Source organism: Nocardioides sp. QY071 (genome assembly GCF_029961765.1).
Taxonomy (GTDB): Bacteria; Actinomycetota; Actinomycetes; order Propionibacteriales; family Nocardioidaceae; genus Nocardioides.
Genome location: NZ_CP124681.1, coordinates 1,698,792 through 1,714,993, shown reverse-complemented (window position 1 = coordinate 1,714,993; position 16,202 = coordinate 1,698,792). Strand labels below are relative to the sequence as shown.

Annotated in this window: 24 protein-coding genes; 11 read left to right on the top strand and 13 right to left on the bottom strand. The window is 69.8% G+C overall.

Annotation, left to right across the window (positions count from 1 at the left end):
* Positions 1–49: 49 nt before the first annotated feature.
* The 4 genes from QI633_RS08235 to QI633_RS08220 form a co-directional block, all read right to left on the bottom strand.
* Positions 50–712, bottom strand: coding sequence for a hypothetical protein (locus QI633_RS08235; protein ID WP_282428648.1), 663 nt, complete (start codon positions 710–712; stop codon positions 50–52).
* Positions 709–1,062 carry a hypothetical protein gene (locus QI633_RS08230; RefSeq protein ID WP_282428647.1) on the bottom strand — a complete coding sequence of 118 codons (354 nt, stop codon included), beginning with the start codon at positions 1,060–1,062 and terminating at the stop codon, positions 709–711. The genes QI633_RS08235 and QI633_RS08230 overlap by 4 nt, the downstream gene beginning before the upstream one ends.
* A gap of 67 nt (positions 1,063–1,129) precedes the next feature.
* Complete coding sequence (locus tag QI633_RS08225) at positions 1,130–2,212, bottom strand: amidohydrolase family protein (protein WP_282428646.1); 1,083 nt, start codon at positions 2,210–2,212, stop codon at positions 1,130–1,132.
* Between the two features lie 10 nt (positions 2,213–2,222).
* Complete coding sequence (locus tag QI633_RS08220) at positions 2,223–2,597, bottom strand: NYN domain-containing protein (RefSeq protein WP_141799609.1); 375 nt, start codon at positions 2,595–2,597, stop codon at positions 2,223–2,225.
* Positions 2,598–2,859: 262 nt separating this feature from the next.
* Here QI633_RS08220 and QI633_RS08215 point away from each other — a divergent pair, with 262 nt between their 5' ends.
* From QI633_RS08215 to QI633_RS08180, 8 genes are all read left to right on the top strand, one after another.
* Positions 2,860–3,384 carry a hypothetical protein gene (locus QI633_RS08215; RefSeq protein ID WP_282428645.1) on the top strand — a complete coding sequence of 175 codons (525 nt, stop codon included), beginning with the start codon at positions 2,860–2,862 and terminating at the stop codon, positions 3,382–3,384.
* The gene (locus tag QI633_RS08210) at positions 3,381–3,518 is read left to right on the top strand and encodes a hypothetical protein (protein WP_282428644.1); all 138 of its coding nucleotides are present in this window, start codon (positions 3,381–3,383) and stop codon (positions 3,516–3,518) included. Before QI633_RS08215 ends, QI633_RS08210 begins: the two co-directional genes overlap by 4 nt.
* A gap of 12 nt (positions 3,519–3,530) precedes the next feature.
* Positions 3,531–3,716: a helix-turn-helix domain-containing protein gene (locus tag QI633_RS08205; protein WP_282428643.1), complete on the top strand. Its 186-nt coding sequence runs from the start codon at positions 3,531–3,533 to the stop codon at positions 3,714–3,716.
* Positions 3,713–3,901, top strand: a complete 189-nt coding sequence (locus QI633_RS08200) for a helix-turn-helix domain-containing protein (protein WP_282428642.1) — start codon at positions 3,713–3,715, stop codon at positions 3,899–3,901. The genes QI633_RS08205 and QI633_RS08200 overlap by 4 nt, the downstream gene beginning before the upstream one ends.
* Before the next feature lie 346 nt (positions 3,902–4,247).
* A complete protein-coding gene (locus QI633_RS08195) occupies positions 4,248–5,378 on the top strand; it encodes an ImmA/IrrE family metallo-endopeptidase (RefSeq protein WP_282428641.1) in 1,131 nt (376 codons plus the stop codon).
* Entirely contained in the window at positions 5,362–5,973 is a 612-nt protein-coding gene (locus QI633_RS08190; protein WP_282428640.1) for a hypothetical protein, read from the top strand. The genes QI633_RS08195 and QI633_RS08190 overlap by 17 nt, the downstream gene beginning before the upstream one ends.
* A 47-nt stretch (positions 5,974–6,020) precedes the next feature.
* The gene (locus tag QI633_RS08185) at positions 6,021–6,335 is read left to right on the top strand and encodes a hypothetical protein (protein ID WP_282428639.1); all 315 of its coding nucleotides are present in this window, start codon (positions 6,021–6,023) and stop codon (positions 6,333–6,335) included.
* Positions 6,336–6,422: 87 nt separating this feature from the next.
* Positions 6,423–6,629 (top strand): hypothetical protein, encoded by a 207-nt coding sequence (locus tag QI633_RS08180; RefSeq protein WP_282428638.1) that lies wholly within the window; start codon positions 6,423–6,425, stop codon positions 6,627–6,629.
* Between the two features lie 14 nt (positions 6,630–6,643).
* Here the strand turns inward: QI633_RS08180 and QI633_RS08175 are convergent, their stop codons facing one another.
* The 4 genes from QI633_RS08175 to QI633_RS08160 are packed head-to-tail and all read right to left on the bottom strand — an operon-like array spanning position 6,644 to position 11,901.
* On the bottom strand, positions 6,644–6,895 hold the full coding sequence (locus QI633_RS08175; protein ID WP_282428637.1) for a hypothetical protein: 252 nt from the start codon (positions 6,893–6,895) through the stop codon (positions 6,644–6,646).
* Positions 6,895–10,830, bottom strand: coding sequence for a phage tail tape measure protein (locus QI633_RS08170; protein ID WP_282428636.1), 3,936 nt, complete (start codon positions 10,828–10,830; stop codon positions 6,895–6,897). The genes QI633_RS08175 and QI633_RS08170 overlap by 1 nt, the downstream gene beginning before the upstream one ends.
* Position 10,831: 1 nt before the next feature.
* The gene (locus tag QI633_RS08165) at positions 10,832–11,416 is read right to left on the bottom strand and encodes a hypothetical protein (RefSeq protein WP_282428635.1); all 585 of its coding nucleotides are present in this window, start codon (positions 11,414–11,416) and stop codon (positions 10,832–10,834) included.
* A gap of 56 nt (positions 11,417–11,472) precedes the next feature.
* Complete coding sequence (locus tag QI633_RS08160) at positions 11,473–11,901, bottom strand: hypothetical protein (protein WP_282428634.1); 429 nt, start codon at positions 11,899–11,901, stop codon at positions 11,473–11,475.
* Positions 11,902–12,008: 107 nt separating this feature from the next.
* Between QI633_RS08160 and QI633_RS08155 the strand changes: the two genes are divergently transcribed.
* Positions 12,009–12,200: a hypothetical protein gene (locus tag QI633_RS08155; RefSeq protein ID WP_282428633.1), complete on the top strand. Its 192-nt coding sequence runs from the start codon at positions 12,009–12,011 to the stop codon at positions 12,198–12,200.
* A gap of 98 nt (positions 12,201–12,298) precedes the next feature.
* Here the strand turns inward: QI633_RS08155 and QI633_RS08150 are convergent, their stop codons facing one another.
* A complete protein-coding gene (locus QI633_RS08150) occupies positions 12,299–12,457 on the bottom strand; it encodes a hypothetical protein (protein ID WP_282428632.1) in 159 nt (52 codons plus the stop codon).
* On the opposite strand from QI633_RS08150, the gene QI633_RS08145 reads away from it, so the two are divergent.
* Positions 12,456–12,692 (top strand): hypothetical protein, encoded by a 237-nt coding sequence (locus QI633_RS08145; RefSeq protein ID WP_282428631.1) that lies wholly within the window; start codon positions 12,456–12,458, stop codon positions 12,690–12,692. The two genes, QI633_RS08150 and QI633_RS08145, sit on opposite strands and share 2 nt — an antisense overlap.
* 114 nt (positions 12,693–12,806) lie before the next feature.
* Here the strand turns inward: QI633_RS08145 and QI633_RS08140 are convergent, their stop codons facing one another.
* From QI633_RS08140 to QI633_RS08125, 4 genes are all read right to left on the bottom strand, one after another.
* Complete coding sequence (locus QI633_RS08140) at positions 12,807–13,160, bottom strand: hypothetical protein (RefSeq protein WP_282428630.1); 354 nt, start codon at positions 13,158–13,160, stop codon at positions 12,807–12,809.
* A 43-nt stretch (positions 13,161–13,203) separates the two neighbouring features.
* Positions 13,204–13,782, bottom strand: coding sequence for a hypothetical protein (locus tag QI633_RS08135; RefSeq protein ID WP_282428629.1), 579 nt, complete (start codon positions 13,780–13,782; stop codon positions 13,204–13,206).
* A 151-nt stretch (positions 13,783–13,933) separates the two neighbouring features.
* Positions 13,934–15,274 carry an AAA family ATPase gene (locus QI633_RS08130; RefSeq protein WP_282428628.1) on the bottom strand — a complete coding sequence of 447 codons (1,341 nt, stop codon included), beginning with the start codon at positions 15,272–15,274 and terminating at the stop codon, positions 13,934–13,936.
* The gene (locus QI633_RS08125; RefSeq protein ID WP_282428627.1) at positions 15,271–15,744 is read right to left on the bottom strand and encodes a hypothetical protein; all 474 of its coding nucleotides are present in this window, start codon (positions 15,742–15,744) and stop codon (positions 15,271–15,273) included. The genes QI633_RS08130 and QI633_RS08125 overlap by 4 nt, the downstream gene beginning before the upstream one ends.
* Before the next feature lie 221 nt (positions 15,745–15,965).
* On the opposite strand from QI633_RS08125, the gene QI633_RS08120 reads away from it, so the two are divergent.
* Positions 15,966–16,148: a hypothetical protein gene (locus QI633_RS08120; RefSeq protein WP_282428626.1), complete on the top strand. Its 183-nt coding sequence runs from the start codon at positions 15,966–15,968 to the stop codon at positions 16,146–16,148.
* Positions 16,149–16,202 lie beyond the last annotated feature (54 nt).

The following is a 16,202-nucleotide window of genomic DNA, read 5'->3' as shown; positions in this document are numbered from 1 at the left end:
CTCCTCCCTAGGAGCCGGCAGGTGGCCCGCCTGATACGACGACCTCGGGTCAGCCCTTCTGGCGGGCACCCACCGGCAGCACGTCGAGATCCTGCCCGACGACCAGCTCGCCGGAGTACCAGCGCTGCGCGCGGCGCCACTTGCGCTCGGGCCAGTTGCCGGGCACGAGATGCGAGAGCACGAGCGTGGGCACGCCGGCCGCGTCCGCGATCGGTCCCACCTGGTCGACGAGCGTGTGCGCGCCGAGCAGGTGCTGGACGACGGCCTGCTGCTGCGGGGTCCTCAGCTCCGGGAACAGGACCTGCTCGGCCCACTCGCGGTCGATCACCTCGTGCACGAGGATGTCGGCGCCCGTGGCGAGCTCGACCAGGTTCTCGCTCGGCCCGGTGTCGCCGGAGAAGACGACCGAGCCGTCCTCGGTGTCGAACCGGAAGGCCAGGGCTGGGAAGACCGGCGCGTGCTGGACCAGGGTCGCCGAGACCCGGACCCGGTCGTCCTCGTAGAAGGGGACCGGGCTCATCCGAGGGTGCGGGTCGCCGTTGGGATCACCGAGGTACTGGGCCGGGATCGGGACGTCGTGACCGGAGTAGAGCTGGTCGGGGGTGGGGCGCCGGTTGTCGAAGACACGGTCGTTCACGTCCGTGGCGAAGGCCCGCACGAGCAGGTCGACCATCTCCGCGGTTCCCGGCGTCGGGTTGTCGGGGACGCTCACCGCCGGCACCGGCGGCGGGCCGAACAGCGGCGGAACAGCCCCGCGGTTCCCGCCGCCTGGATCTGCGGACCGACACCGTGGCCGGCGTCGACGAGGTAGTAGCGGTCGCCGACGACCAGGGCGGAGGCGATGCCGGCCCTGGACGAGCCGTCGTACCAGGGCGGGCCGCCGGCGGTGCCGAGCAGCACCAGCCGGGTCCGGGCGTCGGCGCCCTTCGTCCGTGACCCGCCCCGCGGCGCGGCCTGGGCACGGCCGGGGGCGGCGACGACCGCGGCGCCACCGAGGGCTGCGGTGAGGGCGGAACGACGGGAGACGCCGGAGCGGAGCGCGGCGGAGACGACATCACACATGCGACGGAGTCTCGCGAGCGGCCCGGTGCCGCGCCCATGCCTTTCTGGTGGCCAGAACGGGCTGGCGTCAGGCGACGACCTTGCCGCGCAGCACCACGCGCGACGGCTCGGTGAGCACTGACAGGTCCTCGACCGGGTTGCGCGGGTAGACCGCGAAGTCGGCCGGGTCGCCCTCGTCGAGGCCCGGGTTCCAGCCGAGCCAGGCCCGGCCGCGCCACGAGGCGGCGCCCAGGACGTAGTCGTTGGGCAGGCCCATCGCCGCCATGGCGAGGATCTCCTCGTGCAGGACGCCGTGGCGCGCCGAGCCGCCGCCGTCACTACCGACGTAGAGGGCCACGCCGGCGTCGTACGCATCCATCAGGACCGCCCGGCGGCGGGCGAGGAGGGTCTCCATCGTGGCGCTGTACGTCGGGAACTTGTCGCGTGCGGCCGAGATGAACTCCGGGAACTTGGCGGTCTGCAGCACGGTCGGGACCAGGGCGACGCCACCGGCGACCATCTGCTCGAGGTGGGCAGCGGTGAGGCCGGTGCCGTGCTCGATGCAGTCGATGCCGGCGTCGAGGAGCGGGCTGATCGAGTCCTCGCCGAAGCAGTGTGCGGTCACCTTGGCCCCCTGGGCGTGGGCGACCTCGATCGCGGCGGTCACCGCGTCGGCCGGGAAGGACGGCGTCAGGTCGCCCTCCTCGCGGGAGATCCAGTCACCGACGAGCTTGACCCAGCCGTCGCCGTCGAGGGCCTGCTCGGCGACGGTGTCGACCAGGCTGTCGGGCTCGACCTCGACCCCGTAGCCGCGCAGGTAGCGGCGGGTGCGGGCGACGTGGCGCCCGCAGCGGATCAGGCGGGGCAGGTCCTCGCGCTCGTGGACCCAGCGGGTGTCGGCCGGGGAGCCGCAGTCGCGGGTGAGCAGCACGCCGTTGTCGCGGTCCGCGATGGCGGTCCGCTCGATCTCCGCGTCGTCGACCGCTCCCCCGTCCTCGAGGCCGAGGTGGTTGTGGGCGTCGACCAGGCCGGGGACGATCCAGCCCTCGGCGGCGGTCTCGGCCCCCGCCAGCCCGGCCGGGCGCTCGTAGGTGATCCGGCCGTCGACGACGTAGACCTCCCGCGTCTCGCCGTCGGGAAGGACAGGGCCGGAGAACCGCAGCGCACTCACGCGGCCGACGTTATCGCCCCAGTGCGGAGAGCAGCCAGGTCGGTGACAGCGTGGTCGCGCCGGCACCGTGGACGCGGGCGTCCAGAGCCCGGTCAGCGGTGACCACCACGACCCGGCCGCCCTTCTCGGCGGCCTTGCGGGCCTCGGCGACGATCGTCGCGTCGCCGTCCTTCGGCGCGTGGACCGTCCGCACGTGGGCGTCCCTGCCGGCGCGCACGCCGCCCTTGGCCTGCCCCTCGAGCACGAGCACGACGACGTCGTACTCGATGTCGGCGACGAGGAGCTGCTCGTGCAGCCGCGCCGCCGCTCCCGCGCGGTCCTTCCACCAGCCGTCCGGGCGCGCGCCGACGACGTTCGCGCCGTCGACGATGAGGGTCGAGCTCATCTCACACCCCATCGATTGGTCACAAGCCGCACGTCCTGGCCCCGAAATGACGCGGTTTGGTCCCAAACCGCAATATGAGTGACCTACTTCAGGAACTTGGAGAGTAGGCACCGGACAAGCGCTGTTCGATCATGCCTGTTCACGTCTGCGGACGTTACCGCTGTGCGCCCGAATATCCATAAGTGAAACAGGCGCCCCCGGGGCGGTGTTGGAGCACCAGCCCGGGGGCTAGGAACCAGTGCTGTGAAGGAGCACCAGAACCATGACTGCATCATCCCCTGCCCAGGGCCCGTCGAAGCGCCGATCGTCCGGCGTGGCCTGGGATTCCATCATCCCGCGGTATGAGGGCGACGTCCCGCGGCTCTACGTCGAGGCTCGCGTGGCTGGCCTCACGGTCTCGCACTACGACAGGAAGACCTGTCACGTCTTCGACGCGCTGCCTGAGCCCGGCTCAGCGCTCGGCGTGTTCCGGAACGTCGGCTCGCTGATCTTCTACAAGGACGAGCGCCGCTGGGAGGTCCGCGTCTGCTGCGACGCAGGGCCAGTCGACCTCGCGACCGCGATCACCTACAGCCTGCGGGTCGTCCGGCGGTTCGGGCGTGCCCCGGGGCACTGGACGCGCGGTCGGGAGTTCACACACCAGGTGAGCCAGCGCACGGGGAAGCGCATCGCTTGGAAGGGCCTCGCCTACCAGCTCGACGCCGACGACCTGCTCGCAGCGGCGAACCAGGCCGAGGAGGTGGCCGACTTGCTCGAGCTCAGCTCGTGGATGGAGGCGTTGGCATGATCCTCGACGCCGACTACTTCGCGCGCCTGGTCGAACCCGCGCCCGACTTCTCCCCCGAGCAACTCGAGCAGCTGCGTCGGATCCTCGGCGGCCCGATCGACGAAAGCTCCGAGGATTCCGTCGGGGGTCAGTAGCACCCTGCGTCCATGACGATCAGCCGCCTGCTGCGCATGGACGAGATCGCCGAGCGGACCGGCGTCCCGGTTGGCACTCTCCGCTACTGGCGGAAGAACGGTGACGGGCCGCCGGCCGCTCGGGTCGGCCGACGAGTGGCGTACCGCGAGGCCGACGTTGCCGCCTGGATCGACGCACACTTCGAGGCGTCGGAGTGAGCCAGCTGCTGAGCGTCACCGAGGCCGCCAAGGTTCTCGACTGCTCGCGGGGCCACGTCTACAACCTCATCGCCGCCGGCGAGCTGAGCGCCGTCGACATCGGCATCGCGGGTCGGCCGAAGACCCGGGTGCTGACGAGCGAGCTCGAGGAGTACATCGCGCGGAAGACGCGGCGCGCGTCGTGAGCACCGCGACGGGTCTCGTCCTGGCCGGCGTCGCCTTCGCGCCGGAGCAGCTCGAGCAGCTGCGTCAGATCCTCGGTGGTCCGATCGAGGATCTGGCGCGATGACGCCGGCCCTTCGCTCCCCCGCTCAGCGAGGAAGCAGATCGAGCGGGCGGCTCGGATCCTCGCGACCGTCGAGCCCCGACCCCAAGCCGTTGTAGCGTCCAAGACCGGCCCACGGCACAAGACCGAGTAGGACGGGGCCTCATCTGAGCCGAAGTCTCCACGGCAGGCAGCAGTCGAGGGCTACGCTCGGCTTCGTACGACGCCGCAGCGACGGCCTGACCCCCACTCGGAGGTGAGAACGGATGGTCGCCAAGACCTCGCCGATCACCCCCTCTGTGCTCGAATGGGGCCTCCACCAGGACGGCCGGTCGTCGAGCGCTGTCGCATCGGCGATGGGGGTTGACCGAGCAGAGTTCGATCGGTGGCTGAGCGGCGATGCCCGTCCCACCACGGGCCAGGTCTCGGATCTGGCCCGCCTGCTGTCGCGACCGCGCGCCTTCTTCTTCCTGCCGGCGCCGCCTTCTAACGGAGCGGTCCCCGATGCCTTCAGGCACCCACCTGGGTCAGGGCACCTGACGGTGGCGCCGGAGGTGCTGAAAGAAGCACGCCGCGCCAAGCGTGTGCAGCTGGCCATCGCAGCCACGGTCGACTCCTCACCGAACGTGCCGCGCGCCGCCGTCGACGAACGGCCATCCGTGGCCGCAGCCCGAGCGCGCGAGTGGGTCGGAATCCCAACCTCGGCGACGTGGAGGGACGACTACGAGGCCTTGCGCTGGTGGAAGGCAGCGCTTGAGGCGGTAGGCGTGCTTGTCTTCGAGCTCCAGTTGGGAAAGGACTCGGTGAGGGGCTTCGCAGGCTGGGACGAGCGCGCTCCCATGATCGTAATCAACAGCTCCGGCGTCACCCCAGCGGCGCGGATCTACACGATCGGCCACGAACTCGCGCATCTGCTCCTCCGTGAAGCGACGGCGTGCATCGAGCCGCCGGGCACGGCGCTCAGCGTGGACACGCGCACCGAGACGTGGTGCGAGCGGTTCGCAGCCGCCTTCCTGATGCCTGCCCCGTCCGTCCGCTCGCTGATGCGCGACCTGCGCGTCGACCGTGGTGGCGCCACGCTCGCCACGGTCAAGACAATGATGACGACGTTCCGGGTCAGCGCCCGGGCCGCGGCCGCGCGCCTCGCCGACCTGGGATTCGCCGACGCAGGCCTGTACCCCGCGGTGCTGAAGGTGTTCCAGGTCAAGAGCGGCGCCAGCACCCGCACGCCCAGAAACCCCCCAAGACACCGCATGCGACTGCGGCAGTATGGCGAGAACACCGTCACGCGGGTCTTCAACTCACTGCCACCCGACGATGCCCTGTCGGTGCTGCGACTCACCGTCGATGACGCCAGGGCCATGGCTGACGAGGTCCCAGGTGTACCCGCCCTCTGAGGGCGAATCGGCGGAGGACGACCGCACGAACGACCTCGAGCTCGCCGACATCAGTGACGCTGACGGTGTCATCGAGCTAGTGATCGTCGTCGACTCGAGCACGATCATCGAGATCAAGAAGCGGGTTCCAGCGGATCAGCAGTGGGACGTCTACGACCAGATGCTCACGCTGGTCCGCCAAGGCAGGTTGGCGTTTCCGAGCCAGGTGAAGCGGGAGCTCGCCGCCGAGCGTCATCCCGACATGCCAGGGCCGTGGTGCGCCCGCGCCTATCGGGAGCGACAGCACGCGGACCCGATCGACGAAACGCTAGCCGAGATCCTGCCCTTCATCGAACAGGTCGTCGATGCCAACGCCGACCCCGACCGTGAGCCTGCAGACCCGTACGTCGCGGCGATGGCCTGGGAACTGATCGGGCGGGGCTACGACGTGGCCGTCGCAACCGACGACGTGGTCGACCGGCTGCCGCTCAAGATCTCGCTCCGATCTGCATGTGAAGGGCTCGGGATCGCCGTCTGGACCTGCGACACCTTCGTCGAATGGGTCCGTAGCACCGCCGCGGAATCCGAGCTCGACGACGAGGAGATCGGTGCGTGAAGGTCCGTGCTCGAGTCCGTCCGACGGCCGCTAGATACGAGGTCACTGTGCTGGAACCGGTACTGCAGCTCGCCGTCGGACGCGCCGTCGAAGTGGAGCCGGCGGTCGCCGAGGCTGTAGCTGCTCGACTGGGCATCGAGCCGACCGAGATCGAGGTCTTGTTCGACGAGGGCCAGCAACGTACCCACGCCCAGGCGATCACGCGGGCCGCCAAGGCCTTCGCCAACACCCTCGCCACCTGTGCCCAGATGACCGCGCGGGAGCAGGCCGAGGCCGCCTGGACCCCGACGGGTCCGTACACCGTCGACGAGCTCGAGGACCAGATCCGCGAGGACCGCGGGATGGCGCCCCTGGGGCGCTGACCTGGCGATTCCGTCGGAGCCGCGGCGTACGTTCGGCGCGACCCGCACCGCCTCTGACCGAAGGGACCTACACCGATGCCTTACCGAGTGCTCGAGCTCGACAGCTTCCTGAACAGTGCCGACGTGCCTGGCGACACGCCGGCCCCGGCGATCGTCGAGGACTATCTCAACTCGATGGAACAGCAGGGATGGCGCCTGCTGAGCGTCGTACCCGACATCCGACGGTGGGACGCGAACGGTGAGCCTGACGGGAAGACCGGCGCCATGCTTGTGCTGCACCGCGACGGAAGCTGACCGCAGCGCGGCCTTCAGGAGAGCCAGGTGGACGGTCCATTGCTTGGCTCTCCTGAAGGCGCCAGCAGCACGAGGATCTGCGCGTCGAACGCCCCGGCCGACACGCACGAGGCTTCATGGGCGATCCCGACGAGCGCAGTCTGCTGCGGCCAGTTCGCTACGTTCGGCAGGGTTCGCGGCACGCCGCAGCCGCATGTGTCGGGAGCGACGCGCCGGCACGTGTCGCGCAGCTCTCCGAGGCTCATCACGGTGACGGGGATCTGCATCAGAACGTCGTCCCGGTGACGCCGTTGGACCGGGCGTAGTCCAGCTTCATCTGGATCTCGCGCCCTTGCTGCAGAATCGACACCTGATCCGCAGTGAACCGCACCTTGATCTCCCTCGACCGCTCAGCCTTGGACATCGCAGTCCACGTCGCCGTGGCGTCGAGCGCGGGGTTGCCGAAGCCCTCGGTCAGGCTGAGCGCGGCACGCGCGCCGGCACGAGACGCCACGGTGTCGTCGATGCCGATGTTCAGGCCCTGCATGACGTCATCGCCGATCCCCATGAAGACCCGGCTGGGGGACTTGATCTGGAGCGCCGCGCGTGCCGCGATCGCGAGGGCATCGGCCATCTGCATAGCCACGGCCTCCAAGTGCGCCATCTCGGACTCCATGCCCCGCACAAGGCCTTGCGCCGCATCGACACCGGTCTGGTAGTACCGGTCGGACATCTGCTTTCCCAGACGCGTACCGGTCGCGTCGAGTCGGTCCTGGAGCTCGTTGATCTGCTTGACGGCACTCTCACCGCCGACGTCGATGGCCTCGGCGGTAGCCAACGCGGCTGCAGGGCCGGCGGCGAGGATCTGGTCGATCGCCGTCTGCTTGAGCCCCATCTTCGCGAGCTTCTCGGTGAGGTACGCGAACTGGTCGGCGTCGTTGGCCGCGTTCCCGAGCTGGTTGAGCAGCAGGTCCAGCGAGACCCCCGAGCCCTCGCTGGCCAGGATGCGAGCGAGCGTCTCAGGCTGGTTGGCGAACGTCTTCTTGAGCTCGTCCAGCTGCTTCTCGGTGAGCGCCTCAACCCGCCCCAGCTGGGTGATGTCTCCAGTCGCCTTGATCGTGTTGCTGATCGTGTCGGCGTAGTCCTTGGCCTGCCGCTTCAGGTCCGCGAGGTGATCCTGCGCCTCCTCGAGGTTCCTTACGCCAGCCGCCGTCATGCCCTGGTAGAGCGCGCTGGCCTGGTTGAGGTACTTCAGGTAGTCCCCCGAGATCAGGTCGTCCTGGGCCTTGCCGTTGGCCTTCAGCTGGTCGAACTGGTCCTTGAGTCCCTTGAGGATCTTCTTCTCGCGCTTCTCCTGTCCCTTGCCCTTGACGCGCCTCTCGATCAGCTTGGTGATCTTCTCCAAGGCCTCGTCGACGCCCGCTGAGCCCTCCGTGACGCCGACGAGCAGGCCCGCGATGGCGCTCTTGCTGATCTTCACGCCGCCACGCGCTACGACGGCAGCAGTGGAGTCCATGCCGACCGCGAGACCCTCGCCGAGCATCCGGCCGACCCACATCGTCTCCCGCGAGGGCGAGTGGGTCTTCGCTTCGGCCTTGGCGGCGTCGATCGCATGCCGCACTGCGGAGGACATGATCGCGGAGAGCGCTGGGCCCGTGCCGGCCATGCCATTGAGCAGCCCCTGCTTCAGCTGCTCGCCGACCCTGGTCGACGCGCTGGCCTCGGTCTTGGCGTTGTTCACCGACTTCTTCACGGACCGCACGTAGGGCGCCAGGTCGGGCCGCGCCTCGGCGATCGCGTTGAGCTTCTTGACGATCAGCTTCTTCTCGCGGTCGCTGATGCTGGCGCCCTCGTTGATCGCGGTCTGGATCCCCGACACCCAGCCCTTGAGGTTGACCTTGACGTTGTCGACCTTGCGCAGACGAGCCGCGAAACGGTCGACGTCCCCGATCGCGCCGCCGACCCCCAGCGCCTTGATCGTGGTCTTGATCTGCTCGGGCGTGAGGTCGATACCGCGGAGCAGGCTGTAGACGTCCGCCTCAGCCTTGGGCCAGCCTCGTGACTCGATCCGGGTGACGATCTGGCTGCGGCTGCTGACACCTTCGAGCTGAGCGCGCAGCTCACCCGTCGCGATCGCCTGCTCCTGCGTCTTGGCCGTTGCCGTAGCGACTTCCGCGGACTGGATGCCGAGGAGGCTGGAGAGCTTGGCGGCGTCGGTGTTCAGCGCTGCGGAGGTCGTGTGCCAGTTCCCGAGCTGGTCGACGTAGGTCGAGGTGGTGTACATCTCGGCCTCGAGCGCGGCCTGCACGCGGGCTGAGGCCTTCTCCTGGCCGAGCGATGCGTTGACGAGGTCGCGAGTCGAGATGCCCAGCTTGCGGGCAAGGTCGAACGCCTCGGTCTTCTGCAGTCGCTGCGCTGCCTCGACGCGCGTCTGTCGCGTGATCGAGCCGGTGACCTGGTCGAGGGTGGAGGCGTAGTCCTCCCAGTTGCCGATCGCCGTCCGGGCGGCCTCCGAGGAGGCGCGGACCGCGTCCTTGGCGGTGTCGCTGCTGCCCGCCACTGCGGCGAGGGCCCCGCCCACACCGCCGATCACGGCGCCCCACGGACCGAAGGCAGATCCGGCGAGGGCGCCGCCGGCTACCGAGTAGAGGTCCTTGAGTGCCTGGTTCGACTCCTGCGCGCCTTGGGTGAGCGCGACCATGCCGCCGACGCCGGCCGCGGTCTTGGCTGCCCCGGACAGGCGGGTCATGGCCGCGCTGGTGACCTGTGCCCGGGTGGCGGTGTAGGTCATCTCAGCGCGCAGCTGCTGCAGCTTCGCGATGTTGAGGGACATCGCGGTGGTGGCGGTCGAGACGCCGGCAGCGAAGCGGGGGAAGACCAGTGCGGCGATGCCGGCCTGGAGACCGACGGACTTGATCGGGCCGGGCAGGTCGTCGATGAAGTCGACCAGCCCACCGACGACCTCGGAGGTGGTCTCCAGCGCGGGGAGCAGCACATCCTCGAAGATCGCCCCGGCCTCGTCGCCCTGGCTGCCGAGGTGGCCGAGCGCCTCGCCGAGCTCGCGGGCTGCAGGGCCGAGTGCCCGGCCGATGTCCTTCGCCACGTCGATGGTGCGGTCCATCGCAGGCACGAGCTTGTCGCCGAGGAGGTCGGCGCCCTTGGTCACGGCCGGCGCGAGCTCCTGGCCGAGCCGCAGCTTGGCGGTCTCCGCGGCGCCCGACAGCCGCTCGAGCGCGCCCTCGGTGCCGCTCATGCGGGCGGCAGCCGCCTCCTGCGCGGCGTCCTGGTCCTTGGTGGCCTTGATGAACTTGCGCAGGCCGACGGTGCCCTCGTTCATGAGCACGGTGGCGGCTCGTGAGGCGTCGGAGCCGAAGATCGTGGTGAGTGCCTGGGTGCGCTGCGCCTGGCTCAGTCCGCCGAGCTTGGCCTGGAGCTGGCCGGCGATGTTGGCCAGGGACTCGAACTGGCCGTTGCCCTTGACGAAGTCGAGGCCGAGCTGGTCCATCGCGGTGGCGGCCTGCTTCGAGGTCGGCACCAGCCGGGCGAGCATCGTCTTGAGCGAGGTGCCGGCGTCGGAGCCCTTGATGCCGGCGGCGTCGAAGGCGGCCAGCGCGGCGACGGTCTCCTGCAGGGACAGCCCGGCGTTGGTCGCGCCCGGGCCGACCTGCTGCAGCGCGAGGCCGAGGGACTCGACCGACGCGGTGGAGGCGTTCGCGCCGCCGGCGAGGGCCGCGGCGATCGAGGCCATGTCCTTGCCGGCGAGGTGGAAGGTGTTCAGGGCGTTGCTGGCGATCGTCGAGGCGGTCGCCAGGTCGGTGCCGCCGGCCGCCGCGAGCTGCAGGGTGCCGGCCAGGCCGCCGCCCATGATCGTCTTGGTGTCGATGCCGGCCTTGGCCAGCTCGAGCATGGCGTCGGCGGCCTCGCTGGCCGAGAATGAGGTGTCGGCGCCGAGCTGGATGGCCAGCTTGTTGAGCTTGTCCATCTCCGCCGACGTCGCGCTGGTGTTGGCCTGGATGAGGCGCATCGAGGTGGAGAACTGCCGCTCGGCGTCGATCGCGCTCTTGGCGAGAGCTCCCGCACCGAGCGCGAGCGCGCCGACTCCGAGCTTGGCGGCGCCGACGGCGGACGCCTGGAGCCGGCCGAGGGAGCCCTGCACCTGGGCGAGCTCACGGCGCGCCTGGGAGCCGTTGGCCAAGATCGCGATGCGCACGGGTCCTGCCATGTCAGCTCACCGCCCGCAGCCCGAGAGAGTCGTTCAGGAGGCCGTGCCAGTGCGCGCCAGACAGGGTGCCATGGTCGTCGAGATCGTGCGCAAGGGCGATGACCCGGCGGCCGTGGAGTTGCAAGATGCGGCGGCTGTCGAGGAGAAGTAGCCGTCGGTGGGCCAGGGCGAGGTCGAGGTCTTGTAGATGGACTGCCAGCAGAAGCTCGAGGCCGTGGTCCTCGTCGGAGGTGCTGGGGTCGACCTCAGCGCGTGCGCGAACCAGCAGTCGGCGGGCGAGCGGTGGAAGAGCCGCGTCGCGGTCCGGTGCAGGCACCAGGTCGCCAGTCGCCTCGTGGCGAGAAGTGCCCGCCCACTCGAACATCTCCTCAGCGAGATCGCCGGCGAGCGTCATCATGGTCACGCTCTCGACCCAACGGCGCACCTCGGCCGGCATCGACGGGAGGGGCGTCGCCGCGCCGTAGTCGCCGTCCCCCGCGCTGTATGCCACCGGCGGTGCCCCCGGGAAGCAGAGGCCGTTGAACACGCCGTCGGCCGGCACGACGGTGATCGGGCCCGGCTCGGTGAAGCCGAGGGACCATGCCATGACAGCGTGGCCGGACTCGTGGACCGCGACCCTGGAGGGTGCGCTTCGACCGCCGCTCATCGGAGCGTCCCCATAGCGTCGACGGCATCGGAGCGACGGACCAGGAGGACCGCAGAGCCAGGAAGGATCCGGCTGCGAAGAGTGCCAACATCGGCGAGCTGGCGGACCTGAACCGAGGTCGTACCGAGCACCGCCGCGGCCTCGGCGAGCGTGAGCCAGTCCTTCGGCTCGGCAGTCGCCGCCGGCTTCGGCTTGCGTTGCACCGCTGCAACCAGGCGGGTTCGCTGAGCGTCGGAGAGCGGAGGCCCGTCGTCGAGCACGCGATGGATGCGGTCCTCCAGCGCGAGCACGTTGTACTCGGCGCGAAGCTTGTCCACGCGTGCCGCAGCGGCCGGCGTCGGACGCGACTTGAGCGCAGCGGCGGCGGACGCCAGGTTGGCGCGGGCCCGTCGAAGGGCGGGAGGCAGCTGGTCGGCGGAAGCCATGGCGAGACGCTCCTGAGGGGAGTCTGCGCCTCGCACTAGCGCGGTACTGCGGGCCAGGAGGCCGGTGCGTCTCGGATCGAACTGTGACCTAAACCTAGCAGGTGTAGATGCCCATCGGAGCCGACACGCGCCGCGCGATGCCCGCTCTGCACCAAGGCAAGCACACCGGCAAGCCGTACGACGTGGCGCGCTCGCCGGCCACACGTGCAGGGCAGCGCGAACGTCGTCGCTCGCCCGGCGAGCAGCAAGCCAGAGCCAGAGCACCGGTGCAGCACGAGGCCTTTGCCCTGGAACGCTGAGACGACCCCGACCAGGCGCGGGCGCCGTGGGTTGGCCTGGCAGCAGTAGATGCGCAGCACCGGCCTGTCGACGGCGCGGATCCAGCCGTTGCCGGCCTTCATGACGGCTCGCTCTCGGCCGCGATCCAGGCCAGCAGCAGCTTCAGGCTCGCTAGGTGCGTGTCCAGGCCGCCGATGACCTCATCGACCTCAGGGTCGGCGCCGAACGGGTGCCGGTCCTCGAGCACGTCGATGTCGCTGGGCAGCAGCTCGATCATGGCCTCAAGGTCGGCGACGACGTCCTCCCGCGACGGCTCCGCGGCGGCCGGTCGTACGGCGGTCCCGGCGCGCATCTCGCGTCGTCCCCTCTTCGACGGCCTCCGGCTCGCCGCCTTCCTGCAGCGATCGTTGTCGGGGCAGAACTTCGCCCGGGGCGACGTGGTCTCGAAGGCCCGCCCGCACTCGGCACACTCCACCGCCCTCAGCCGCGGCATGCCGGAGCCTCTGGCGTGACGCCCGCTGTGACTGTGACCACGTCACTGTGACCACGATCGAGCCGTGGGGGACTTCCAAGACTGCGGCGGTCCGCCGAGGCCGCGTCGGGCCCGCCTCGGACCCACCCCCGGGTCACTTTCGGCCCTTCCGCCGGTGAGGACGCTGCGTAGCTGGCGGCGGCCGGCGCCTCAAGGCGTCGAGGGCTTGACGTGCGCGCACCTGTCGGCGGAAGGCGGTCTGCTCGGCCTCGACCAGGGCCGCCATCTCAGCCTGCTCAGTGTCGTCGAGCTCGTGGCCTCGTTCGGTCACAGCCATCGCGCTGCGGCGCATGACCAGCTCGTCGGTCAGGGCCGCGGCCAAGATCTCCCAAGCATGTGCGCTCTGGTTGGTGTCCCAGAGCTCAGCCTTGGCAGCGAGGTCAGCCACCATCGCATGCAGGTCGAGATCACGGAGTCCGGCCAGGGCTGCTCGGTCGATAGTGATCATGCTTGCCTCCTTGGTTGGCGAGGGATCGTTGTACGCATGCCGATCAGCCGCACGATTCGCAGCGGATCGGTCCGACCGGCGGTCGATCGAGGTGCACGGTGCGCCGGCACAGCGCGCACGCGGTCGACCAGCGACCTGTCGGCACCGTGGCCGGAGCGTCTGGTGCAGAGGTGGGAGCAGACCTGCGACGCTTCGGCGGCGCATCAACGAGAGCGCCCACCGCCAGCAGTTCTTGGCGCGCGAGCTCGGCAACGCGGCCACCTCGCAGCGCCACGAGCCGTTGGCAGACGCGGCATGCCAGGCCTGCAGTCGCACCGTCGGGCTGGGCGAAGAGCTTCAGGAGCGAGCCGTCGGCGGCTGAGCACCCGGGGTAGTGGGTGAACCACTCGACCAGCTCGAGCGGCACCATCGCGGCGTGTTCGCGACTGCGGAGCACCTCGCGATGGGCCGGGCAGTAGGTGTCCGTGGCGGCCGCGGTCCGGGCGCCGCACACCCGGCACATGCCTGGATCCGCGAACGGCCGGCCGGCGAGCGCATCGGCGTAGTGAGTCCGGCACAACAGGCCGGCCCCTGCCGAGTCACCGCACCCCGGGACGGAGCACCGGGCGTCGTCGGGCGTCATCCGTCCAGACCTTCCGGCTCATCCTGCACAGCAGGGAGGATCACCACGCGTGCGGGCCGGGGCGCCCAGGGGCACCACGACAGATGCGGGCGGTAGACCGTGCGGTCCGCGCGGACCAGGAGTTGGGCATTGCAGTGCTCGCAGCGCATCGTCAGGCTTCCTCGTTCGTCGGGGCGAGACGGCCGAGCAGCGCACGCTGCTCGTCGCTGAGTTCGCCAGCCAGGGCAGCCAGTGGAGGCACCGGGCGCGGAGATTCCCCAGCAGCACCCGCTGTCGCTGCTGTCTCGCTTCCTGTGTGTGTCTCACTGGTCTCACTCCCTAAAGGTCGTGAGACCCGTGGGACTCGTTGGGACTCTGGCGAGACACCGTGAGACCGAGCGTCGATTGGCGATGAGACTTCGGTGGGACCAGCGAGATCCGCTGGTGTGTAGAACGGGCGCTGCTGAGACCCGGTCTTGAGCACCCTCCCGCGCTGCACCAGGTTCGCCAGGACGCGGTAGAACGTGGCCTTGGGCATGCCGCTCGCGTCGCGCAGGATGCCGCCGTGGGTGCCGTCGGGGAACGACTGGTGGAGCAGCCCAAGCAGGGCGATCTCGGAGGCGCTGTCACGGTCTGGCTCGGCGGTGCGTGTGGCTGGAGCGAGGACAAGCGAATCGAGCACCGGCCACGCGCGCAGGTAGACGTGCCGGCCGTCGGGGCCGTCCTTCATCTTGGTCAGCTCGAGGTCCAGGTCTAGCCCTTCGCGGCGCGCGTGCCAGACGAAATCCGCGTCGTCCTCGATGCCCGAGTAGCCACGGCTGTCGCTGTCGCCCTTGTCGGTGTGGGCTACGACCAGCACGCTTCCATCCGCGGTGGCGTGCTTGATCTGGTCGAGGTTGTCGACGACGGCGCCCATCTCCGAGCTGTTGCCGTCCGCGGCGCCGGACACGCGCCGCAGGGTGTCGACGACGACCAGGTCGTAGCGACGCTCTTCGACGTGGGCCAGCAGGTGCTCGAAGGCGGGTCCTGGCCGGTGGAGATTGAGCGCGACCTGTCGCACCGTGAAGCGCTTCGGGTCGATCCGGGCGCCGCGGCGCTCCTCCCAAGCCGCGAGGCGCTGGCGCAGGCCCCAGGCGCCTTCCCCGGCGATGTAGAGCACGCGGGCCTGCTCAACGGGCGCCATGTCCCAGAAGCCCCCGCTGGCGATCGTCAAGGACCAGTCGAGCGCGACGAAGCTCTTGAAGCTCTGGTCGCGGCCGCGCAGGACGCCGTACGCGTGCCGCGGGATCACCCCAGGGATCAGGTACGTCGGGACGCTGAGCTCGTCGAGCTGGTCGCGGTCGAGGAAGAGCGCGTCGAGGTCGACCTCGGCCGATCGCTCGACTTCGACGCGACGACGAGCCTCCTCCCTGGCCTTGAGGAGCAGGTACTCATCCTCGACGCGGGCCTCGAAGTCCGCCTGGTCGTAGTTCATGCCCGAGAGGTCGAGCAGAGGTCGCTGCAGGGCGCTCACAGGGTCGGCTCCCACCAGTCGTGCGTCTCGAAGGAGACGTCGACGTAGCGCCGTAGCGCCTTGCTGTAACGGTCGAAGGAGCTCTGGCAGGACGAGACGACCTCGAGGTCGTCGGAGCCCTCAGCGCAGGCCCAGCAACGGCGGCACTCGCGGCACCACTTTCCGGCCTCGAAGGCGCAGATCCCACAGTCGAGACAGTGAAGGTCGTCGAGGCACTGCAGCTGGTGGTGCTGGTCGTCGTACGACAGCGTGCGCCAGACGATCTCGGTGCAGACCTCGCACTCGTCGTCGGTGACGTGCTTCTCCCACAGCATCAGCGCGTCCCAGGTCTCGGTGCCTTCCCTGTACCACTCTGGCGGCAGGTCGTCGTAGCTCCACACGGCTGGCGGCCCCAGCGGCGGCTCCTCGGTGCCGAACCAACTGGCGGCCTCGGGGAACTCCTCGACGCAGCAGAACGCGCAACCGTGCATCGGACAGAGCTCGTGTACGACACCATGCGACGGCCGCGAGCACGACCCCCGGTGGGTCACGCTCGGTCGTGGCGTCGAGTTCGCCGGAAGGCCCGGCTGGGCGCTCATTCGATTGCCTTCCCGCCGGCCCAGCGGACCGCGTTCACCTGCGACGTGTCGGAGGTGCTCGTTACGGTCTGCCCAGCGAGCGGCATCGGGCCGCTCCGAGGAACGGAGTCACAGTGGCCACCAACAACGAAGTCATCGAGGCCATCTATGCCGAGATCGAGCGCCAGGCGAAGGCACTGAGCGGCAAGACCTCCTTGAACGCGAGCAGCCAAGCCAGCGCGCTGAAGGATCTCGCGGTCGCTTACCGCCTGACCGCCGGTGGCCCTCAGCCTGGCGGCTCTGTGGTGAACGGCTGAGCGATGGTCGCCGCCCCGACTCTTGGTCTTGTGACCCTCGGACACAACACATCC

What these genes read in the sequence shown, in the direction of transcription:
- QI633_RS08150 (WP_282428632.1), bottom strand. Translation starts at nt 12,457, where the DNA reads ATGATCGAGCTGCTGCCCAGCGACATCGACGTGCTCGAGGACCGGCAC.
- QI633_RS08215 (WP_282428645.1), top strand. Translation starts at nt 2,860, where the DNA reads ATGACTGCATCATCCCCTGCCCAGGGCCCGTCGAAGCGCCGATCGTCC.
- QI633_RS08230 (WP_282428647.1), bottom strand. Translation starts at nt 1,062, where the DNA reads ATGTGTGATGTCGTCTCCGCCGCGCTCCGCTCCGGCGTCTCCCGTCGT.
- QI633_RS08195 (WP_282428641.1), top strand. Translation starts at nt 4,248, where the DNA reads ATGGTCGCCAAGACCTCGCCGATCACCCCCTCTGTGCTCGAATGGGGC.
- QI633_RS08135 (WP_282428629.1), bottom strand. Translation starts at nt 13,782, where the DNA reads ATGACGCCCGACGACGCCCGGTGCTCCGTCCCGGGGTGCGGTGACTCG.
- QI633_RS08220 (WP_141799609.1), bottom strand. Translation starts at nt 2,597, where the DNA reads ATGAGCTCGACCCTCATCGTCGACGGCGCGAACGTCGTCGGCGCGCGC.
- QI633_RS08205 (WP_282428643.1), top strand. Translation starts at nt 3,531, where the DNA reads ATGACGATCAGCCGCCTGCTGCGCATGGACGAGATCGCCGAGCGGACC.
- QI633_RS08160 (WP_282428634.1), bottom strand. Translation starts at nt 11,901, where the DNA reads ATGGCTTCCGCCGACCAGCTGCCTCCCGCCCTTCGACGGGCCCGCGCC.
- QI633_RS08145 (WP_282428631.1), top strand. Translation starts at nt 12,456, where the DNA reads ATGGCCTCAAGGTCGGCGACGACGTCCTCCCGCGACGGCTCCGCGGCG.
- QI633_RS08210 (WP_282428644.1), top strand. Translation starts at nt 3,381, where the DNA reads ATGATCCTCGACGCCGACTACTTCGCGCGCCTGGTCGAACCCGCGCCC.
- QI633_RS08170 (WP_282428636.1), bottom strand. Translation starts at nt 10,830, where the DNA reads ATGGCAGGACCCGTGCGCATCGCGATCTTGGCCAACGGCTCCCAGGCG.
- QI633_RS08165 (WP_282428635.1), bottom strand. Translation starts at nt 11,416, where the DNA reads ATGGCATGGTCCCTCGGCTTCACCGAGCCGGGCCCGATCACCGTCGTG.
- QI633_RS08125 (WP_282428627.1), bottom strand. Translation starts at nt 15,744, where the DNA reads ATGCACGGTTGCGCGTTCTGCTGCGTCGAGGAGTTCCCCGAGGCCGCC.
- QI633_RS08175 (WP_282428637.1), bottom strand. Translation starts at nt 6,895, where the DNA reads ATGCAGATCCCCGTCACCGTGATGAGCCTCGGAGAGCTGCGCGACACG.
- QI633_RS08140 (WP_282428630.1), bottom strand. Translation starts at nt 13,160, where the DNA reads ATGATCACTATCGACCGAGCAGCCCTGGCCGGACTCCGTGATCTCGAC.
- QI633_RS08155 (WP_282428633.1), top strand. Translation starts at nt 12,009, where the DNA reads ATGCCCATCGGAGCCGACACGCGCCGCGCGATGCCCGCTCTGCACCAA.